A 19634-nucleotide genomic window follows, 5' to 3' on the forward strand; every position below is an offset into this window, starting at 1 on the left:
TTATCCTCGTCGTTAGGCACATGCAATGCTTTAAATCATACAATCAATAGGAGTGGTTAAAGATGGAAAAAATAAATCAAGGTTCTGTCCGTCGGATACGAATTCGTTGGCAAGACGGAAAATGGGCTATTGTCGGTGAAAAGCTGCTAGAAAGAAAGGTTATTCCGAATTCACAGTCACTGCCTCAAACAGAGAAGGGCCTGCAAGTTGTAGGCTTCTGGTATGAGGTAGCTGACACTAAAGGGAACCTTCTTTATCGCCGGATAATTGATGATCCGTTGAAACAACACGTGGAGATTCCGGAGAAAGACGGCTCATTTACGAATGTCCCGGTAAAGAGAGCTGACATCACATTCGAAGTCCTGATTCCGCACCTTCCGAAGAACGCTGTACTCTCTTTCTTTGGTACTAAACCTAGTATTAAAGAGGGTATGCAGGGGAAACTGGCAGAATTCGACTTACGTGGCAACGACCAACCTAAGCAGAAAAATCAAGAAAAAGGGGGTGAGTGATTATGGGTACAAGTGATGGAACTGTCGTCGGTCCTACTAAAATATTGAATAATGGCCCCGACAGCGATCGATTCAATATCGTTTTTCTTGCGGAAGGATTTCAAGACACGGAGCAAACAGCTTTTAACAACGCCTGTGACGACTTTGTCGATGCAATACAGCTTGAGCCCTGGTTTGACACGCTGATTTCAGCCATCAACATCCATCGGATTAACGTCGAGTCAGATGATTCAGGTGCCGACGACCCAGGTATCTGTGGCGGCACCGGGGCCACGGCTAATACATATTTTGACGCCACCTATTGCGGTGATGGTGTAATACGCCGTCTGCTGGTATGTGATGGGGATATAGCACGTGGTGTTCTCGATACTCACGTTCCTGACTGGGATGTCGCTGTGGTCCTCGTAAATAATAGTACTATCCGTGGGGGATCAGGGGGTGGAATTGCCACAGTTGCTATGACCGCCAGTTGGATTAACATCACCTTACACGAATTGGGACACTCAGCTTTTGCTCTCGCCGACGAATACGATTATTGGGCTGGCTGCGGAGTTGATACTAATCGTGATGTAGCACCATCAGGGGAGCCTTCCGCACTCAATGTGACTGCCGCCACAACACGGTCTGCATTGAAGTGGGGGCATCTTGTCGATTCTCTAACGCCTGTTCCCACTATGGAAAATCCCGATTGTACACAATGTGATTGGCACCCTAACGTTTTGAGTGATGATACCATCATTGGTCTTTATGAGGGGGCGCAATACTATCATTGCGGTCGCTACCGCCCGGCTTACATATGCCGGATGCGTAACAGTAACAGGCACTTTTGCCGTGTGTGTGTAGAAGCGATTCATGACATTCTCCGCCCTTTCTTCGGTGCCTCGCCTACCTTGGCAGCTGAACTAAGTACTCTTGATTTTGATTCGCTGGGTCAAGGCGGTGTTGTCACTATGAAATTCCAAATCAGCAATGTTGGTACGGTTGATGTTACTGGTGTCTCCTTGTCGGTGGATAATAGTAATTACAGTGCTTCCTTACTCGGCACAGGCACTACACTCACGCCGGGAGAGAGCCGGGATGTGGAGGTTACACTAGGGCCGGTCTGGCTGAACGGCCCGCAAAACAGCACCTTGCAGATTACCAGTAACGCTCCTGCTCTAAACATCATGCTTATCGGCTCCATTTGTACGGCACAGCCCCAGGTTAGCATCGTCACCCAAGATGGCGGAACGACGCTTGACTTTGGCGAGGTGAGCCGGGGTCTGACAATGTATCGTTCCGTAGAAATTCGAAACTTGCGGGTTCCTTGTTCCGCGCCGCTAAGTGTTTCCATGACGGATCCGACCGGTGGCTTTTTGTCTGCCCCTGGGACATTGCTCAATTTCACTCTGCCGACGCCTAACCCTGATGAGGTCTATACATCACGAAAGATATATGTTGCCTTTACTGCACCAAACACGGGGCCAACGGATTACAACGGGCAGTTTACTATCAACACTCCGGATGATTCCGTCAATCCCTCAACCGATATTCAACTCACTGCCAGCGTCATTGACCCTCCGTTTGTCGACTCAGTGTTGGTGATAGATCGTTCTGGAAGCATGGCAGACGCGACTGGCGAAGCCTCGCAGAGGAAGATTGATCATGCAATCTATGCTGCAGAGCTATACGTATCCCTGCTCAAGGACAACGATCGCATAGGCCTAGTACGATACAACCATCATTCTTCCGATGCTCATGGCGATAGACTACTGGATCCAGTTGTGGCAGGACCAGTTGGCAGCGGGGCCGGGAGAGTTGCAGCACTCAGCGAGCTCAACCTGACGAATCTGCATCCCTCGGGATCCACTTCAGTTGGAGCAGGCATCATCCTAGGTAGTGATGTATTGGATAGCGCCGCCGCCGATTCGCGAGCTCTTGTGGTTCTCACAGACGGACGTCAGAATACAGATCCGGACATCCCGGCAGGTATAGCCCACGTTGCAACCAAGACGCCTTCTCAACGTGTCTTTGCAGTCGGACTCGGGTTGAACCAGCTTGAAGACAAGCTAAACGAAATTGCCACCGTAACGAATGGCACCGCCCAGATTACTGGCGATCTTGTAGGTGAAAAGGAGTTCATCCTTCAGAAACTGTTTGTGCAAATTCTTTCTGATGTGGCTGATGAAGCCTTCATTAAAGATCCTCGGCGTATATTGCCTCCTCAGGGTAAGCAATACACCGACATCATGATTGGCGAGGTCGATGTTGCCGCCGACTTTATCCTGGCATTCCGGCCCAGCGATATACACCCGAAATACCTTAGAGTATGGCTCGAGGCTCCCAATGGTAAGATAATCACGCCTAGCGACATCGCTGGTGGAGGTGTACCGAATGTGAGTTTCAGCATTCAAAGGAGTCATATGTTTTTCCGCTTGCTCTTCCCCGCCTTTCCCGAAGAGCCAACGGCTCACGTCGGTCGCTGGCGTATGTGGGTTGAAAACTTTATACAGATGGGTGGCGATGTCTACACGGCAGAATACGGAAGAAGCCTTTCTTCCTACTACTCCGTCATGGCTAAAGCCCGCAGCAATTTACTGCTTAAGGGCCGTCTGGTTCAGACGAGTTATCTGCCAGGTTCAGAGATGGAGGTCATACTGGAGCCGGTTCTCTTTGGCCAACCTGTAACCCTTGATGAACCAGTGGAGGTCAGCTTCCGTCGGCCCGATGGCGTTAAGCGAACGATCAAGCTTTCGCGGGACGAGAATGGAGCCTATCATGGGATTTTCAAGGACACCAGCCTTTATGGACCTTACCAAGCTGCTGTCGAAGCGAGTGCCAGTTCTCCTCAAGGCATCAGGCTGACCAGATATCGACATTTCACTGGAATAATCTTGAGTCTAGGTCAGGTGAAAGATGGCAAAGACTTCGGCAAAGAGTGCTGTGAAGACCTAAAACACCTTCTTATAGAAATCCTCAAGACACTCAAATATTGTTGCGAGAAAAAGGACGATTTTCCAAAGCTCAAACTCCTTTCCGAGGTGGAATTACTCAAAGAGATAGAATCCCGGTTGGTAAAAAAAGACGGAGACAGAGAACAAACTTGAAACCCATTAACTCGGACAGCGAAAAAGGAGGGGAAGAAATAAGACCTCGATAACCTGACCGAAGGGGCTGCCGAAGCCGTTGGCAGTCCCACCTAATGGGATATAGAATCCGAAATACGGTGTAAACCCTTTATCAGGGTAAATCTGGCCTAACAAAAGGATCAGGACCGAACCGTTAGGCCATAGAGGCACATGATATTTTTTCACTCAAATAAAGTGAATTACTATCATACAAGACAATTTCCAATTTCATTCACATTCGTCGATGGTTAAGTTATCCACGAAGTTTGTGTAAAACTTGGAAAAGTATGGAGGTAGTAAAATGATTATTAAATTCGATCCATCCCTACAAGCGAATCTTACGATTGATACTGATGGCGTTGTTCGAGGCATAAATCACTTCCAGGCTTACATGCCTTCTGAGCAATTAAGCGCGAGATTAGCGGCCATCGACTATGTGCGACAGGTTGCTGATGTAATCGATGCATCGAAGACCCAGCTCGCGCGGGCGCATCAGAAAGTCTCGTACCTGGATCCCCTTGAACAGGACATTGAATACAGACTGTCTGAGGAAAAGACGTTCTTCGACTCGACGACTACCGGTCTTCTCCAGACCTACCTGAACGTCCCAGTTTGGGGTGCCGGCATTACGGTTACAGTGAAACAGAATCCGAACCGCATCGTCAGTGCAGCGAACACGAGTCAGCGGGGTATCCAAGCGAAGCTTCCCGATTCTGAAATCATCGAGAAATATCGAAAATTATTTAATCTAGCGATGAAGGGTGAGGAGACTGCGGGGTTCGCCAGAGATCAGTTTGACTGGGCGCAGATCAAGGAACTGTGGAAGGGCTTGGATATTAAAGACGAAAGCGCGCGAGAAGGCGATCGAATCATTCGCGGACGATTTTATGTCTATCGGTATGATGCTTCGGCGCGGCTACCTGATCAAGGAGAACAACATCCACGGACCGTAGCTGCCGCGGGAAAAGCCGAGCCTATTAGAAACTTCGAGCCAGAATATGAACCAACATTGCCGCTTCCTCCAGTGCCGGAGGCTATCGAAGACGGTACTTACTACTTAGTAGCCGAGATCATCCTTTCTCTCTGGACGCCACAGTATGAGCGCCTTAACTGGAGAGTTTTGATTGAGTTGGAAACAGGTGCTGTTCTCTATCTCCGTGCGCTTACCTCTGGAGTTAACGGCATGGTATTCGTCCAGGATCCGATCTCGTCGACTGGCAATGCAACACTAACACCGAATCAGAGCAATGCGGTCCTGAATCCGCACCGCACGTCGGTTGTCTTGCAGAATCTTGATGCCCCCGTAGGTGGAATTCAGCATCTGCGTGGGACCTATGCGGACCTCCAGCATGTCCACTTGCCGAATATCGTGGATCCTACCGAACCGGCAGGGACAGACTTCAATTACAATGCACGTACCGACGACTTCGCAGCCGTTAATGCCTATTATCATACCGATCGTTTCTTCAGCCTAGTGGAGAACCTAGGCTTTCCGATTGTCACTTACTTTGATGGAACGGATTTCCCAATTCCCGTCGACCATCGCGGTCGCAATTCAACCATCAACGCGCACTGTGTAGGAGATGGAGACGGCATAGACCACTGCTGCTTCGGCCTGGCAGACACACCACCGGGCACGGATCCCCTTGGTATCGCGGCCGACTGGCGCGTGCAGCTGCACGAACTCGGTGGACACGGCATTCTCCATAATCACGTCAACGGACCTAATTTCGGTTTTGCGCACAGTGCCGGCGACAGCATGGCAATGATCGTCGCAGACCCCGAATCGAATGCACCGGATCGCTTCGAACTCACACCATGGATTCCGATTCGACGTTGTGACAGGGATCCGGCAGCGGGATGGGCCTGGGGCGGCGCTTTCGATGTCGGGAGTTATTCGAGTGAGCAGATACTCTCGACGACGCTGTTTCGTATTTACCTTTCAATTGGAGGCGGACATCCAAGTCTGAGCCGGCGGCAGTTCGCATCACGCATGATGACCTATTTGATCCTGCGGACGGTCGGGACACTGACGCCCGCAACAAATCCCGGTAACGTACTCGCCTTCGCGAATGCGATGCGTGCAGTCGATCTCCTCAACTGGACGTCGGAGGGCGTATTTGGGGGAGCCTACAATAAGGTAATTCGCTGGTCTTTCGAACGTCAGGGACTCTACCAACCCTTCGGAGCACCCACCCCGGTGACATCACCGGGTGCGCCGCCGGATATCGATGTCTACATCGATGACGGTCGGGCCGGACACTATGATTTCCAGCACGTGCACTGGCACACGACCACTATCTGGAACCGTCGAATAGCTGATGGTGGCACAACCCACCAGGAGCCAGAGCTTGGTGAATCGAACTACATGTATGTACGGATCAAGAATCGTGGAACACAGGCGGCAACCAATGTCACCGTACGCGGTTTCCATTGTTTGCCAGGTGCGGGTCTCCTCTGGCCAAACGACTTCCAGGCCATGACGACGCCACAGATTGTGGTCGGAGGACTCGGTGCCAACGACACGGAAGAGAAAATTATCGGTCCGTTCGAGTGGACTCCAAACACCAACGCCTATGGACACGATTGTGTCTTGATGATTGTCTCTGCGACCAATGATCCAAGCAACATCGATAACTTCACTGCAGGAGAAGTGATTCCAGAGTGGCGACTGGTTCCGAACGATAACAATGTCGGGCAGCGTAATGTTAACCCGGTGCCGGGCGGCGGGGGACTGCGTGGTCTCATGTTAGGGCTCGACGGAATTAGCTTCTGGGCTGGTAATCCGAATCCGCGCAGGGCCACGATAGAGATCAAGGTCACAATGCCACAGCTACTCACCAAACGTGGATGGCGCTTGAAGATTCGTGACTTCCCCACTCCGCGTTTTGTGCTGGGTGCACAGACCCGGCGTGAGGTGTTCATCGAACTTCATCCAGGAACTGATTTCGAGCCGGAAGACGTCATCAACGCGAGCGATCGTGATGTGAACATTACGGTTCTTGTCGACGGTGCGATGGTCGGGGGAATGACGTATCGCCTTGATTCAGATTTGGCGGTTCCCTTCAATCGTCGTGATCGCCTCCCAGACGGTAAAAAATGCATTGGACCTGCAAAGAAACTGCTGGACTGCCTGGATATGCCGTCGAAGGACGTCAAGTGCGTGACGGTTAAGTCGGTTCGGCTCGACATAGACTTTGATAAAGACAACTGCGACTGCTGAATTAGCTTCGTTGGGAGCCCAAAATACGGGCTCCCACAGATAATTGAGAAGAGATATTAATCGATTGCTAGAGCATCGTATTGTCACATTTTTGACGTTGGCGCGAGAGATAAACTCAGCCATTGCATTTGCCAATACAGAGAAGATTACAAGTGTCTTGAAAATCTCGGTGATAAGCCTGAAATCTAATCACTCATAGATTGGAAACCATTTCGTCCAATTATAGCAGAGATGTATAACAACAAAACAGAGTTAGGTGACAGACCAAACATCGATGAAATTGTCATGCTTAAGATGCTAGTACTACAAAAATGCATTAGGGAGGGGATTCTATGCATAAGGAAGATAATGACAATAAGTGATTTCATATAACATTTTATAGGGAACGTATTCTCAGAATAGCGATCGGCACGATGGTGTTGGCAATCTTATTGCTGACGTGCAGCGCTGGCGCTCAATCTGGATGGAGCATACAAACCGTGGATTCGGCGGAGAATGTAGGCCAGTATACCTCTCTTGCCCTTGATTCTTCCGACAATCCACACATAAGCTATTACGATGGTTCTAATAAGTATCTGAAGTATGCTGAATGGGCAGGAAACGATTGGGTCAAAAAATACGTTGGGTGGGATCAGGTAGGCGACTCTAGTTCTCTTGCCCTTGATTCCTCCAATAATCCACACATAAGCTATTACACTTATTCGTTTGACAATGATTTTTTTGGTTTGGCACATGCTGAATTGGAATATCAAACAGGTCATCAAGGTGGAGATGTGTGGAACATAAAAACCGTGGATTCTGTGTGGGGCGAGCCTAGTTCTCTTGCCCTTGATTCCTCCGACAATCCACACATAAGCTATTACGATAATGGGGATATGAAATATGCTAAATGGACGGGAAGTACGTGGATTAAGGAAATCGTGGATTCGAAGGGAGATGTAGGTAAGTATACCTCTCTTGCCCTTGATTCCTCCGATAATCCACACATAAGCTATTACGACCGTACTGAAGGCAATCTTAAATATGCAGCCGTAGTAGGTAGCATATCCGTTGCCACATTCCCATCTGGCGCTGAAGTGTTCGTGGATGGAGTGCCCATGGGAACTGCGTCTCCAACTCTAACTGTTTCCAACCTAGTTTTTGGCCCTCACAATGTGACATGCACACTTTCTGGTTACTTAGATAACGAAACTCGTGTAAATGTTCCTGTTCCTGATCCTCTGATGATACCTCTATCGCCCGCAGTGGGAAGCATATCCGTTACTTCAACCCCATCTGGCGCTGAAGTGTCCGTGGATGGAGTAACTATGGGAACTGCTCCACAAACTGTTTCTAACCTAGCTTTTGGCCCTCACAATGTGACATGCACGCTTTCTGGTTACTTAGATTGCGACATAACAGTAAATGTTACTGCTGGTGAACTTGAACCAGTTAAATGCACTTTAGTTGGACCTCCAAAAACGCCTAGGATTCTTTCAGGCGCAATTTATGGAGTAACCGAAACTTATTATGAATGTTCTGCTTATGCAACCGACCCAGATGGAGACAAAATAGAATACACTTTTGATTGGGGAGATGACACCATTTCAACTATCCATGATGCAGATTCCGGTGTAACTGTAAGTAAGTCCCATAGCTGGGAACGTGGAGGAAATTATTCTGTTAAGGTTAAAGCTACAGACATTAATGGAGATTCTTCGGATTGGTCAGATCCAATATCAGTTGAAATCTCAGGAAACCGTGCTCCAGATACGCCTAGGCTTTCAGGCGAAAGTTCTGTAAAACCTAATACAAATTGCCGGTATTCTGCCAATACAACCGACCCGGAGGGGGACAAAATAAAATACACTTTTGATTGGGATGACGATACCGATTATGCGACCACCCAACTTGTAGATTCTGGTACAAGTCAAAGTAGGACTCATGTCTGGGAACATGGAGGAATTCATTATGTTAAGGTTAAAGCTACAGACGAGTATGAACATTCTTCGGATTGGTCAGATCCAATACCAGTTGAAGTAGAGGTCCCTTGGTATGAACGCTATTGGGAATTTATAGCAGCTTTGATAATAGTTATGATCCCGATAATCATTGCAAAATTATGGAAAGAAAGAAGATGACATGACAATGGAAAACAAACCATGCCATATTCATCCTTTAGATTTGTGGATGGAGGTAGGAGGGATTACGGTTGCCCAGGTTTCCAAGGTAAACAGTCTTCAGCTGGAAACCGAAATAGAATCGTATGAAAGGAGACATCACTGATTTCATACATCAACTACCTAAGAGGGTGAAATATCAGCACATCACCCTCAAGCGGGGCATCACCGACCTGTATGATATGTGGATATAGTATGAGGATGTACTACAAAAGATGCATAAATTGAATTTTTGTATACTAAAATGATTCCTGATACTGATTTAGTACTGGTAAGATTAAATTTACTAATCTTATATGATACTGTTATTTGTGGTTTTGAGACTTGAGATTAATATTGATAAGTCTGCATGATACTGGTTTTTATATTTTCAAATTGGAACTAGAAATATGACATGGAGTTCTGTTCTTTTGGTTAAAGCAAGGGAGTTAAGCCATTGTATTGTTGGAAAGAGGAAAACTGTTGAGTTTAGCAAGCCTGTTTATGTGGCTGAAAGGGATGATTCTGATCTGCTGAGGAAGAAGATCATTGACATGCCTTATACTGAATGGAAGAAGACATTAAATGTACCCTACTTACAAAAAATAATGTACACTTACTGAGATAACCACAATATACCAAAAGTAAATAAGCTACTCAAAAGAATATCATTACGTGGGAGTGGTTACCATAGAAATGATCTGTGATACTACGACTTCAACAGGATTATATACGTGATTTAGAGACTCATAGAGAGGAGTTCGTATGCAGTCCGACATGAATATACCTATTTTGAATACGTTAACTTAAGTTTCATTCATCATTATCACATGGCAAAAACAATCTCCAGCAGGCTTTCGATCAGCAAGCCACCTAACCAGGACGCCAGCGGAATCAGTAAATAGGCCATCACATGCACAATTGTTAAACTTTCAAAAGGCCATTCTGGCACATCTTCAATGAGGTTGAGATGCGTAATCAGATCTGCCATCTGCCCGGGTGACATGTCCGGTGAACCGCTATGCAGGAGGGTCTCAGATTGCCGTATCCTTTCGCGTGTCCATTTTAGCTCTGCTTCTTTGATCTCATGAATTCGCTGGTGTACACCTCTCATCGGCAACCAGAAGCCGAGCAATGCAATCGCCAGAGATCCCAAATAAGCTCTGGCAACAACAGGCCACTCTCCCGGATCGAGCAGAAGCAAACTAACAATCGACACCATACCAATCGTTAGCAGAGTAGTCAACAGACCCTGTTTAACAAAAGGAAACAATGGGCTCAGATCCAATAGATCCACAGAATCGATCCTGCTTGCCAGCTGGGATGTTCGCTTCGAGGTAACCCAGATCGCACCAAAGAACCAACCAGCCCACCAACCTATGAAAGGCTCGAGAACACGATGCCAGACAACCTCAGGGTGCCATGTAGACGGATCCCAGGGTGCTATGGCCGTCTGGTAAGGTAGAAGCAGCGCGATCAGCACGCCCAGTGAGCCCCAAACGATCAGATTCCTCTTTCCAATATGTACGGCAGAGTCCACGTACGAGGGGGTAGTTACTGGTTTCAGAACATGTTCAAGTTCTTCAAAGGTATTCCTTGTACCACGCAGTAGTAAAAAATACGCGCTGGGGAGGTAGCCTACCAGAAGGCAATGGACAACAGCGATCCAGAAGTCTTGTAGCAAATGCTCTTCTTCAAATATCAGCGTGAAACGATCCAGTAAGTATTCTTGCATCAGGAAGGCGAAAAGGAGGATAATGCTGATGCTCAGACCAAGGATTACCGGTCTTTGGTAAATTATTTGCTTGATCGGCGGAAATTTCATATTATCAGCACCTTATTTCTTTGGTTTCATGCCGAAAAGGAATCTGACAACATTGATGCGCTTGATAGCAATTTCATATATCGTCACAATCACTATGAACGATGTGGTTGCGAGTATTATGTACTTTGGAGTTATGCCCATATCCCAATCTGCAATGAAGAATCCCACGATCTGGATGACCGTTTGGTGAAGTATGTAAAAGGCTATGAGTCCTTCATTGGCGTATTTCAGTGTGCTGTTGTTGAAGCTCAGGTATTTCTTTCCATATCCCAGGAAGGCGATCATCCAGCACCATAGATTGAATGAACGAAGCAGCATAACTCCTGCATATTCATAGCTTCCGAACTGGAATGTCCCATCAAGTACGGACTCTATGAACCATAGAATGATCGGGAAAGTTGTTATTGCCAGCACCAATGCAACTTTTCCATGCCTATGGATGGCTTCCTCTAATTTTTTGTTGGAGGCTATAAGATATCCATAGAACAGAATTATAGGATAGGCTAATATGCTCCAGCCACCAAAATAATTCGGGTTGCCTGCAAATGATGTTGGGTCAAGAATTGCAGTGAGAAAACCAATTGGCAATGCTAACAGGAAGATAGCACCTGCTTTTTCAAAAATGGATGTAGAGCGCGAAATGATCGACCTTCCGGATTCTGTTCTAAGATAAGAAAAAAGGGGAAGCATAACCAAAGAAAATATGAAAAGGAACAAAAGATACCACAGATGACCCAGAGGTGGCAGATTAAAATATAAGAATACGTCAGCAAAGGTGTATGCCAGATAGTTAGAATAGAACTGCAGGAATGTAAGTCCTGATCCTCCACCGCTTAACAGCCTCAGGTAATGCTGGGGAGGAAGTATGATAAATATGCCCACTAAAAGATAAGGGACCATGATGCGAAGAAATCGCGACTTTATGAACTGACCCTTTGTCCTGAAGCTCAGCACAAAATAGATACTCATACCCGAGATAAGGAAGAACAAGGGCATCAGCCACTGGACTATAAGCAAAACAAGCACCATGATATTTTCGCTCAGGACATTGTTCTTTACATCCCAGTCCATGGGGTCGAAAAATCTCATCGAATGAAAGATCAAGACTGCAATTATAGCTATAACCCTCAGCCAGTCCAGATCATAACGTCTCTCAGGTTTATTGCTATCCGTACTTATACCCCCATAAATAATTGGACAGTCATTCTATAAACAGTTTTTTTCTCAAACCATTTCAAAAATCTATATGCATTCCATACAATTGCTTTATGAGAACAGGATCGAATTTGAAGAGCCTTATCATGTGCTGGAAAAGAGCAACTCAGAAGTTTTGAAATAGGTTCGTTAAGAAAAGAGAGATTAAAATAGGATCTCGCATCAAGTAAGCATTAGAAACGAGATATCCAATAACATCTATCTCTATCATCAATGAGACAATATTGATATTACCTTTAGCTATGCAAAACTTGTTAATACCATTGATTTCACGTGTAAATTATCCATTTACACTAACCCCTTTATCCCAAGTCTCCAATCTCTCCCTCACATGAGCATTGAGAGTAAATGGCTTATCATTATTAGCATTCTGCTTCATGTAATGCAACGTACCATCAGAAAAACCTAGCTTTTTCCAATCAGTATAGGGCATGTCAATGATCTTCTTCCTCAACAGATCCATCTTGAGATCTTCCAATAAATATATATTAAATTGAACACATTTTTTAGCTGGGAAATGCAATTCGGGGTGTTGTAGGATTCCTTAATCGTTAAAATATTGACGATCTTGTGCTTATGCTAACGCATTGAAGGGATGAGTATGATTCGGATTTCATCATCTAGATGGAGTAAATACCAATAAATATGTTATAAGAAGCCTATTGTGCCCTGTCAATAACCTGACTAAGAATATTAAACGGAATATGAAACAGGCGTTAAAGAGTTAAATTATTTTAAGATAGTATAGGGAGTGGAAATAAATGGACAAGATGAAGAAAATGGGTCTATTAGGGGCAACAGCTTTGATTGGTGCAGGACTGGCAGCACTATCTGAAGAGAGAATTAGGGAATTCGTCAAGGAAAAGATCGAAGAAGGTGCAATTAGCAAAGAAGAAGGAAAGATGCTTGTTGAAGACCTTGTGAGTGAAACAAAAAAGCAGAAGGTTAATCTGGAGAAGAACATCATTGAAAAGTTGCATGGTGCGATCCAGATGGCTGATAAGGAACTCGCAGACCTTGCAGATAAGATCGATGAAATGAAGATGCAGGAACTTGAGGCTGAGCTTGAGAAGATGAAGAGTTTAAGGAAGGGTAAATGAAAACAGAAGACTTGGGAAATTCAAAGATACTGAATTTGCTTTTCAAACCTGCTGGCCTGTTGATGGGAAGCAAAGCTAGGCAATGAATCTTTGATCCGGTTAAAACCCTTCGAGGTGCTGATATTCAAGTTGGGCAGACTGTTTTAGAAGTGGGATGTGGCACCGGTTTTTTCACTATACCGGCAGCACAGCTGATCGGTGATCAAGGTTACTTGGTGGCGATGGATGTGTCTTCAGGATTTATTGAACAAGTATCAAAAAAGTGCAAAGTGCTGACTTGAAGAACGTCCGTATAGTAAAACGGGATGCTCTGGATACAGGATTGGATACTGCAAGCATAGACAAGGTTCTGTTGTTAGGTGTGATTCCTTTCCCGTCGCTACCTTTGAATCGGCTTTTACCCGAAATGCATCGAGTTCTAAAACCTGAAGGAACATTGGGAGTGTGGTTGTTTCCGCCGGTGGTACATTTCTGGGTACCAAAGTCAATCCTTCAGTCCGAATTATTCACTTATACGAATAAACAAAATGGCGTATACAATTACAAGCGATGCTAAGCTAAAAGACAAATGGAAATAAATTCAGTAGTTCTCTAATATTCCCCCTACACTATAATAATCATTTATTCACCTAAAACATTCAACTGCTAATCTTACTTTTAGCTTCCTTCTAACCCATTCCACAATCAATGAATGAACAGATCGAACCTAAACACATCACATTCAATAGTCTGCGGTCCTCTTTTCACTTTCATAAAATGCATTCTTTGCAGCCTATGCTATCGCTTTTTAAATTGAATACTTCGCCTGAACAAAGTGATGTAATCCTGAGGAAGATTATAAGTACATTAGACACTCTGGATTTTATGGGGTTTTAAAATGCAAGAGAACGGTAAAAGTAGAAGTTTTAGCGATTGGAGACCAAGTGATCGGGGAGACACAATAGGATGGGCAGCCGCTTTCTTCTGGGCCGGACTAATACTGCTGGCACAAACCATAAATTTTTCATCTAACTTCAACTGGTGGGATGGCTGGGCTATTTTCTTCACAGGGGCCGGGGCTATTACGTTAATTGGAGTGGTGATCCGTCTGCTTGTACCAAAGTACCCAGCTCCATCCATGTGGGACGTGATATGGGGTTCCATCCTGCTGGCAATCGGCTTGAGTAGTTGGGAAGGCTGGGCCTGGATCAGGGTAATGGTGCTGTTTGCCATCGGGTTCATAATACTGCTAGGTGCGTTTTCCCGTCGACGCTGAAGACATGAAGGGAGGAAAAGAAACTGGGTCTTTCACTGCTAGCTCTTAAAGCATAACAAAATAGTGGATTGCAATATTTTGCACCCACTACTTTTTTTCAATATCAATGATTCCTATGTTAAAGTAATGAAAATACGGCTCTGTAGAAATCCTTATTTGAATAACAAATATAACCTTGACATACCTGTCAAGGTTATGTACTAATATCTTGAATTTGACCTCTTTCACTTGATTCCAATACTTTTTAGCCCTGATCTCTTCACTATATTTTCTTTTCAGAACAGAGAACATCGTTTCTACCAAATTTCTGTTATGATACAATGCCTATCAAATTCCCATACCATTTTTCTACGATACTCCATTAAATCATAGATTTAATAGGAGTTCCAGATTTTTAATCTGGAACATTACCTTTGATCTTCTTCCGTTTCCTCTGCCTAAGAGGAATCATAGCTATTGCACCTAGAGCGTCTCTTGTTATTGAATGTATCTCTTCAGAATCGTAACCTTTGTCCATCAAGTAATACTTTGATCTGCGAGTTTTATGGCATTGCTTTAGTAATTTCATCGCATGTTTAGCATCATGTACAGGTTTGCATGATATCTTAAAACCAGTAACAACAAATTTTCCAGTATCAATAGAAATACTAGTTTTTAGGAATGATCTTCGTTTCTTTCCCGTTCTCCAGGAATAATAATAGCTACAATGACCACTAGTAAACCCACTTGAATCAATAGCGGTAATCTTTATTTGTTCCCCATGAGAATAAAAAAGTTTTAGTGTTTGTTGCAACAACCCACTGAAATAGATTGAGTTCAATCTTGTAATGAATTTATGAAGAGTGGTAAAGTGCGGAACCTGTTTTAGTCCAATCCTTGATTTGACCTTATCCATTACTTCGACAAGTTCAACAATATCCCTATAATCTTCATTAAGGTATTCTTTCAGCAAAACCAATGTTAGTAGTTGGTGCTGTGTGTATTTTCTTTTAGAATATTTGCAACTATAGATCTGAAGGTGTGAGTTTCCTGATACAGCTAGCGCTGCATCAACAAACTTTAAGTACTTATTAGACAAAACACAATCATCCCCTTTGTGTTTTCTGTGCTAAGTAATACTCTGGGGATTAATCCTTTTTAAATTAATGCGTCAAAATAAAATTGGAAGTAGGTTTTCTACAGAGCCGAAAATACCTTTACTCATTGAATACTTTTGTATTTTTCAATCTGTTGTATAGTTTATATTTCGATTGGTGCACTTTTAACATAAGAAGTAATGACATCAATATCTAAGAAATACAAAAATTGGCATATTGATACGTTATCTGTGTTCAGATAGTTAGCAAGATCGTCAATGATACAGATTCCACCTGAAGCTATGTAAGTATATTTCCTGGACTGGCACTTTTCTACCATATTAATGTAATGCATGGGCATGCTCAGGATGTTCAACGTACTGCATTATTGTTCTACTCAATGGTTTGAAGTAATGAGAAAACAGCTTCAATAACTATTTATTTTAAAAGTAGCTTAACTAATATTGAGGGAAACGGATAGGAATTCAACAGATTATGGGGATCTGTATGAATATTTTTGATATCTACATATTAAACCTTCTGGAAGGTATTTTATGAATGATGTAATAAAATCAAAACGTCCGAGGGACATATTTAATGAATTGAAATGGAAAGAAGGTATGGATATAAACGAATGCAGCATAGAGTATATCCACAGGGGTGTGCCTGGAAATACAAAAACGGTTTCAGGAGATGATATAGTAGACATTGGACACTTATTCTTTACGCTTTTTCCAGATACTATGATACCATATCATAGAATACTTCAAATCAAGTACAAAGGGAAAACGATCTACGTAAAGGCTGCACCAGAACATGTTTAATCTGTAAACTTTTCTAGAAATAATCCATTCACAAATACAGTAGTTCGCTAATTTCAGTTCAAACTCGTATAAACGACATCATATGATACATTTATATGTGGTATAATTCCCTCCGCATGTATTTCCAATCGCAAAAGAAAGTTTATATTACTCGATTTGAATTAAATCCTACTGAATGCGCCAAAAATGTACTACAACCTCTTATCGACTATATTAACATTCCAATAAATGGTTCACTTACTAGTAAAGATCGATTTCATGCTGTCATAGGTATGACAACAGGAAAGAACTCAATCCATTCTCTTTCTAAATGCTATCACAAAATACCTTGTGAAACATCACTTCGATATCATCTTCAAAAAATCGATGTGAGACAACTCATAGACTCAAATAACAAAATCCTTATGTAGCTCCCTCTTCAAATATTAAAGTCTAACCAAAATATGACTTTGCTATCGATTACAGCAATGATCCTTACTATGGTCAAACAGATGTTTCTAATTCGGGATATGTAATACGAAGACAAGCAAAAAAGTCAACAAACTCATTCTATTCATACATTTAACTGTACATCATTGACAAAAATAAACGGTTTACACTATCTGTTCTACCTGTAGAAAAAGGCAAAAAGCAAAATGTAACAGAGTTCCCCATACACATGGGGATGAATAATTCTCTGGCATATGTTCAAGTGTTCAAAGAAGTTCCCTACACATGTAGGAATAGACCAATTAGCATGTAGTTCTCTAAACTAGTAAAATCAAGTCTCTTTATTTCCGCTTTTCGAAAAATAATACGGAACTTAGGCATATCATTTCATAGAGGGTAATTAAAGCACGTTATTTTTCATTTTCTAAGTTCTACAATTGATAGCTCATATTCGGCTTTAGTTTCAGAGGCGGAATATGTAGTATCTTATAATGGATCTTTTTTTCATGGTAATATCTGGGTATATTTTGTATCTATTGAAACCATGTTTTTGGTGCAATTGGTAGATTATAATACTATACTATGTATTTGATAAGAAGTACCTACAGGCTTGATAAATTGGTTCTCGAACAGAATTCTTAAACGTTGATGCATAATCATTCCTACTGATGTAGAAATGGCAAATTTTGTTCAAGAGATTTATATGTAGAAAAAACTAATAGATTAATGGGGTAATGCAAAATAAAAGATAACTGCAGAAATGGGGGACTTCAATTGACATTTAATTAGCTCTGAAAACTTTCAGGTCTCCAAAAATGAACTGAAAAATAAACAGTATATATTTTTAATCCGATGGGGGAGAAATATCTATGCCTGTGATGAGTATTGTAGGCTGCGAAATTTTTGAAGATGAAATTATTTATCTGATCCAAAATGATCCAACACTTGATGAAGTAATCGTAGTTGAAAATGAGAATTCTGTTGGATTATCTCAGAAACTGAATGATATAGGATATTCCCATACAGTACTGCCTCTTACTAAAATAACCCTTAAATCCGAAAGAAAAGACGTTGAGAGATTTTCCCTTATTGTATATTTACTTGAGATCGAACTTGATTCACAAGGAGAACGTCTAAAGGATGAAGTGTACAAAACTGTGGATCAGATGGTCAGATATTCTGACAGCATACTTGTTTTCTATGGATTATGCGGAAACGTACTTGTAGATATTGAAAAAGATTTTGAGTCCTGTCCATGCCCTATCAGCATACTCAAAGACGAGGAAGATAGGATCGTAGACGACTGTATCTGCGCAGCCCTTGGTGGAAGGGAAGTCTATATGCAGCCCCTGAAGGACACAAAAGGAGAGGGAATTTATTTCCTCACTCCAATGCAGGCAGCCCGCTGGAGAGATATGGTAGTGATCACGCGTCTTACTCCTGATTCCAACAATATAGAAATGGTAAAGATAGTTTTCGATTATGCGGGATACAAACATGTTGCAAAGATCGATACTGGCCTTGCCTATGAAAAGGATTTCGAGAAAAAGGTAGACGAGTTTGCCAAATTGTTTAATCTCAATGTGATAGATCTAAAAGGAAATTTGGAAATATTTGAAAATAGTTATGAAAATGCAAAAGCAGATATGTTTAAAAATATTAAACAAAACGATTAAAAATGTTTATTTTTGATTTTTATTGTGATTTAGATAAAATCCTGACATTTATATTAGGTTCTTCTTGTTTTACCTTTCGTCCAAGTCAGATAAGTAGATATAGCATAAAATAAAAACATTTACACAAATGAATACTGGGTAATTAATATCTGCAATAGCACAGTAAAATTATCATGATGCCACCTGGTGGAGAGTTTGATTCTTCCGAAGTCTAATTAATGGGGAAAGGGGAATAATATGACACAAATTGATATGGAAGAAATTATCAATAGCAGTCCAATAATTGTTTTTTTGTGGAAGGCAGAGAAAGACTGGCCTGTGGAATACGTAACTGATAATATTCTAAATTTTGGTTATCCGCCAGAAGATTTCATATCAGGAAGTGTTCTCTATGCTGACATCATACATCCAGATGATCTGGAACGTGTTCGCGCAGAATTTGACAAACATCTTGAAGAAAAAGTGCATAAAGGTTTTACTTTAGATTATAGAATACTGACTAAATTTGGAGACGTGAGATGGGTCAATGAAAGAACATTGATCCAGCGTGATGAGGATGGTGCGATATCCCATTATGAGGGAATTATTCTTGATATCACAGAACGCAAAAAGGCAGAGGAGGCATTGAAACTCAATGTGTCTCGCCTGGAAGCACTGCTGCAACTTAGCCAGATGACTGGAGCACCACTGCAGGAGATCACGGATTTTGCCCTTGAAGAAGGTATAAGACTTACCCAGAGCAAGCTGGGCTATCTTGCATTTTTGAGCGCAGACGAAAAAGTTCTCATAATGCATTCCTGGTCCAGAGTCGCGATGAAAGTTTGCAAAATTAGAGATAAACCCATAGAATATCCTCTGGAAAGTACCGGTCTTTGGGGAGAAGCTGTAAGACAGAGAAAACCCATTGTAACCAATGATTACTCCACCCCCAGCCCCCTTAAGAAAGGATATCCTCAAGGTCATGTGGAAATAAAAAGTCACATGAATGTTCCCATATTTGATGGCAAAAGGATCGTTGCTGTTGCTGGGGTTGGAAATAAAGAAGAAGATTATGATGAATCAGATGTCAGTCAATTGACGTTGTTGATGCAGGGCATGTGGACACACATTAAACGTAAGTGGGTTGAAGATGCAGCTAAAAAGATTCATGGGCCAGCAGCATGGATACAGCGTGGATGGCAGGAAAAGTTTGATTCTGATACTTCACCTTCTTATTAAGCCATGTCTGAAATTCTTCATTCATTCATATCACTC

At 42.9% G+C, this 19634-nt stretch carries 13 protein-coding genes and 6 pseudogenes; 13 read left to right on the forward strand and 6 right to left on the reverse strand.

Annotated features, from left to right (window positions below; all coding sequences use genetic code 11):
* The first annotated feature begins 62 nt into the window (after window positions 1-62).
* The 6 genes and pseudogenes from V7O66_RS02770 (at window position 63) to V7O66_RS02795 (ending at window position 9603) form a co-directional block, all read left to right on the forward strand.
* The gene (locus V7O66_RS02770) at window positions 63-512 is read left to right on the forward strand and encodes a hypothetical protein (RefSeq protein ID WP_406661462.1); all 450 of its coding nucleotides are present in this window, start codon (window positions 63-65) and stop codon (window positions 510-512) included.
* Between the two features lie 2 nt (window positions 513-514).
* Window positions 515-3598, forward strand: a complete 3084-nt coding sequence (locus V7O66_RS02775) for a M64 family metallopeptidase (protein ID WP_406661463.1) — start codon at window positions 515-517, stop codon at window positions 3596-3598.
* Window positions 3599-3920: 322 nt separating this feature from the next.
* A complete protein-coding gene (locus V7O66_RS02780; protein WP_406661464.1) occupies window positions 3921-6842 on the forward strand; it encodes a hypothetical protein in 2922 nt (973 codons plus the stop codon).
* Window positions 6843-6968: 126 nt separating this feature from the next.
* Window positions 6969-7154 (forward strand): annotated as a pseudogene (locus tag V7O66_RS02785) (IS5/IS1182 family transposase); the annotation flags it as partial.
* 107 nt (window positions 7155-7261) lie between these two features.
* Entirely contained in the window at window positions 7262-8962 is a 1701-nt protein-coding gene (locus V7O66_RS02790) for a PEGA domain-containing protein (RefSeq protein WP_406661465.1), read from the forward strand.
* A gap of 428 nt (window positions 8963-9390) precedes the next feature.
* Window positions 9391-9603, forward strand: coding sequence for a hypothetical protein (locus V7O66_RS02795; protein WP_406661466.1), 213 nt, complete (start codon window positions 9391-9393; stop codon window positions 9601-9603).
* 203 nt (window positions 9604-9806) lie between these two features.
* Here V7O66_RS02795 and V7O66_RS02800 read toward each other — a convergent pair whose 3' ends face one another.
* The 3 genes from V7O66_RS02800 to V7O66_RS02810 form a co-directional block, all read right to left on the reverse strand.
* Entirely contained in the window at window positions 9807-10805 is a 999-nt protein-coding gene (locus V7O66_RS02800; protein ID WP_406661467.1) for a hypothetical protein, read from the reverse strand.
* A 12-nt stretch (window positions 10806-10817) separates the two neighbouring features.
* Window positions 10818-11999, reverse strand: coding sequence for an acyltransferase (locus V7O66_RS02805; RefSeq protein WP_406662548.1), 1182 nt, complete (start codon window positions 11997-11999; stop codon window positions 10818-10820).
* 301 nt (window positions 12000-12300) lie between these two features.
* Complete coding sequence (locus V7O66_RS02810; RefSeq protein WP_406661468.1) at window positions 12301-12498, reverse strand: hypothetical protein; 198 nt, start codon at window positions 12496-12498, stop codon at window positions 12301-12303.
* A 283-nt stretch (window positions 12499-12781) separates the two neighbouring features.
* Here V7O66_RS02810 and V7O66_RS02815 point away from each other — a divergent pair, with 283 nt between their 5' ends.
* Both V7O66_RS02815 and V7O66_RS02820 read left to right on the forward strand, forming a co-directional pair.
* A complete protein-coding gene (locus tag V7O66_RS02815) occupies window positions 12782-13120 on the forward strand; it encodes a hypothetical protein (RefSeq protein ID WP_406661469.1) in 339 nt (112 codons plus the stop codon).
* A gap of 122 nt (window positions 13121-13242) precedes the next feature.
* Window positions 13243-13676, forward strand: a pseudogene (locus V7O66_RS02820) (class I SAM-dependent methyltransferase).
* A gap of 69 nt (window positions 13677-13745) precedes the next feature.
* On the opposite strand, the pseudogene V7O66_RS02825 reads toward V7O66_RS02820, so the two are convergent.
* Window positions 13746-13891: pseudogene (locus V7O66_RS02825) on the reverse strand (ISH3 family transposase); the annotation flags it as partial.
* Window positions 13892-13997: 106 nt separating this feature from the next.
* Here V7O66_RS02825 and V7O66_RS02830 point away from each other — a divergent pair.
* Complete coding sequence (locus V7O66_RS02830; RefSeq protein ID WP_406661470.1) at window positions 13998-14375, forward strand: hypothetical protein; 378 nt, start codon at window positions 13998-14000, stop codon at window positions 14373-14375.
* Between the two features lie 87 nt (window positions 14376-14462).
* Here V7O66_RS02830 and V7O66_RS02835 read toward each other — a convergent pair.
* Both V7O66_RS02835 and V7O66_RS02840 read right to left on the reverse strand, forming a co-directional pair.
* A pseudogene (locus V7O66_RS02835) lies at window positions 14463-15453 on the reverse strand (IS5 family transposase).
* A 176-nt stretch (window positions 15454-15629) separates the two neighbouring features.
* Window positions 15630-15791 (reverse strand): annotated as a pseudogene (locus V7O66_RS02840) (ISNCY family transposase); the annotation flags it as partial.
* A gap of 214 nt (window positions 15792-16005) precedes the next feature.
* On the opposite strand from V7O66_RS02840, the gene V7O66_RS02845 reads away from it, so the two are divergent.
* The 4 genes and pseudogenes from V7O66_RS02845 (at window position 16006) to V7O66_RS02860 (ending at window position 19598) form a co-directional block, all read left to right on the forward strand.
* The gene (locus V7O66_RS02845) at window positions 16006-16275 is read left to right on the forward strand and encodes a DUF504 domain-containing protein (RefSeq protein WP_406661471.1); all 270 of its coding nucleotides are present in this window, start codon (window positions 16006-16008) and stop codon (window positions 16273-16275) included.
* A gap of 272 nt (window positions 16276-16547) precedes the next feature.
* Window positions 16548-16909, forward strand: a pseudogene (locus V7O66_RS02850) (ISH3 family transposase); the annotation flags it as partial.
* 664 nt (window positions 16910-17573) lie between these two features.
* Window positions 17574-18380, forward strand: coding sequence for a DUF1638 domain-containing protein (locus V7O66_RS02855; protein ID WP_406661472.1), 807 nt, complete (start codon window positions 17574-17576; stop codon window positions 18378-18380).
* Between the two features lie 237 nt (window positions 18381-18617).
* The gene (locus V7O66_RS02860; RefSeq protein WP_406661473.1) at window positions 18618-19598 is read left to right on the forward strand and encodes a GAF domain-containing protein; all 981 of its coding nucleotides are present in this window, start codon (window positions 18618-18620) and stop codon (window positions 19596-19598) included.
* Window positions 19599-19634: the final 36 nt, after the last annotated feature.

The organism is Methanolobus sp. ZRKC3 (genome assembly GCF_045291275.1).
Taxonomy (GTDB): Archaea; Halobacteriota; Methanosarcinia; order Methanosarcinales; family Methanosarcinaceae; genus Methanolobus.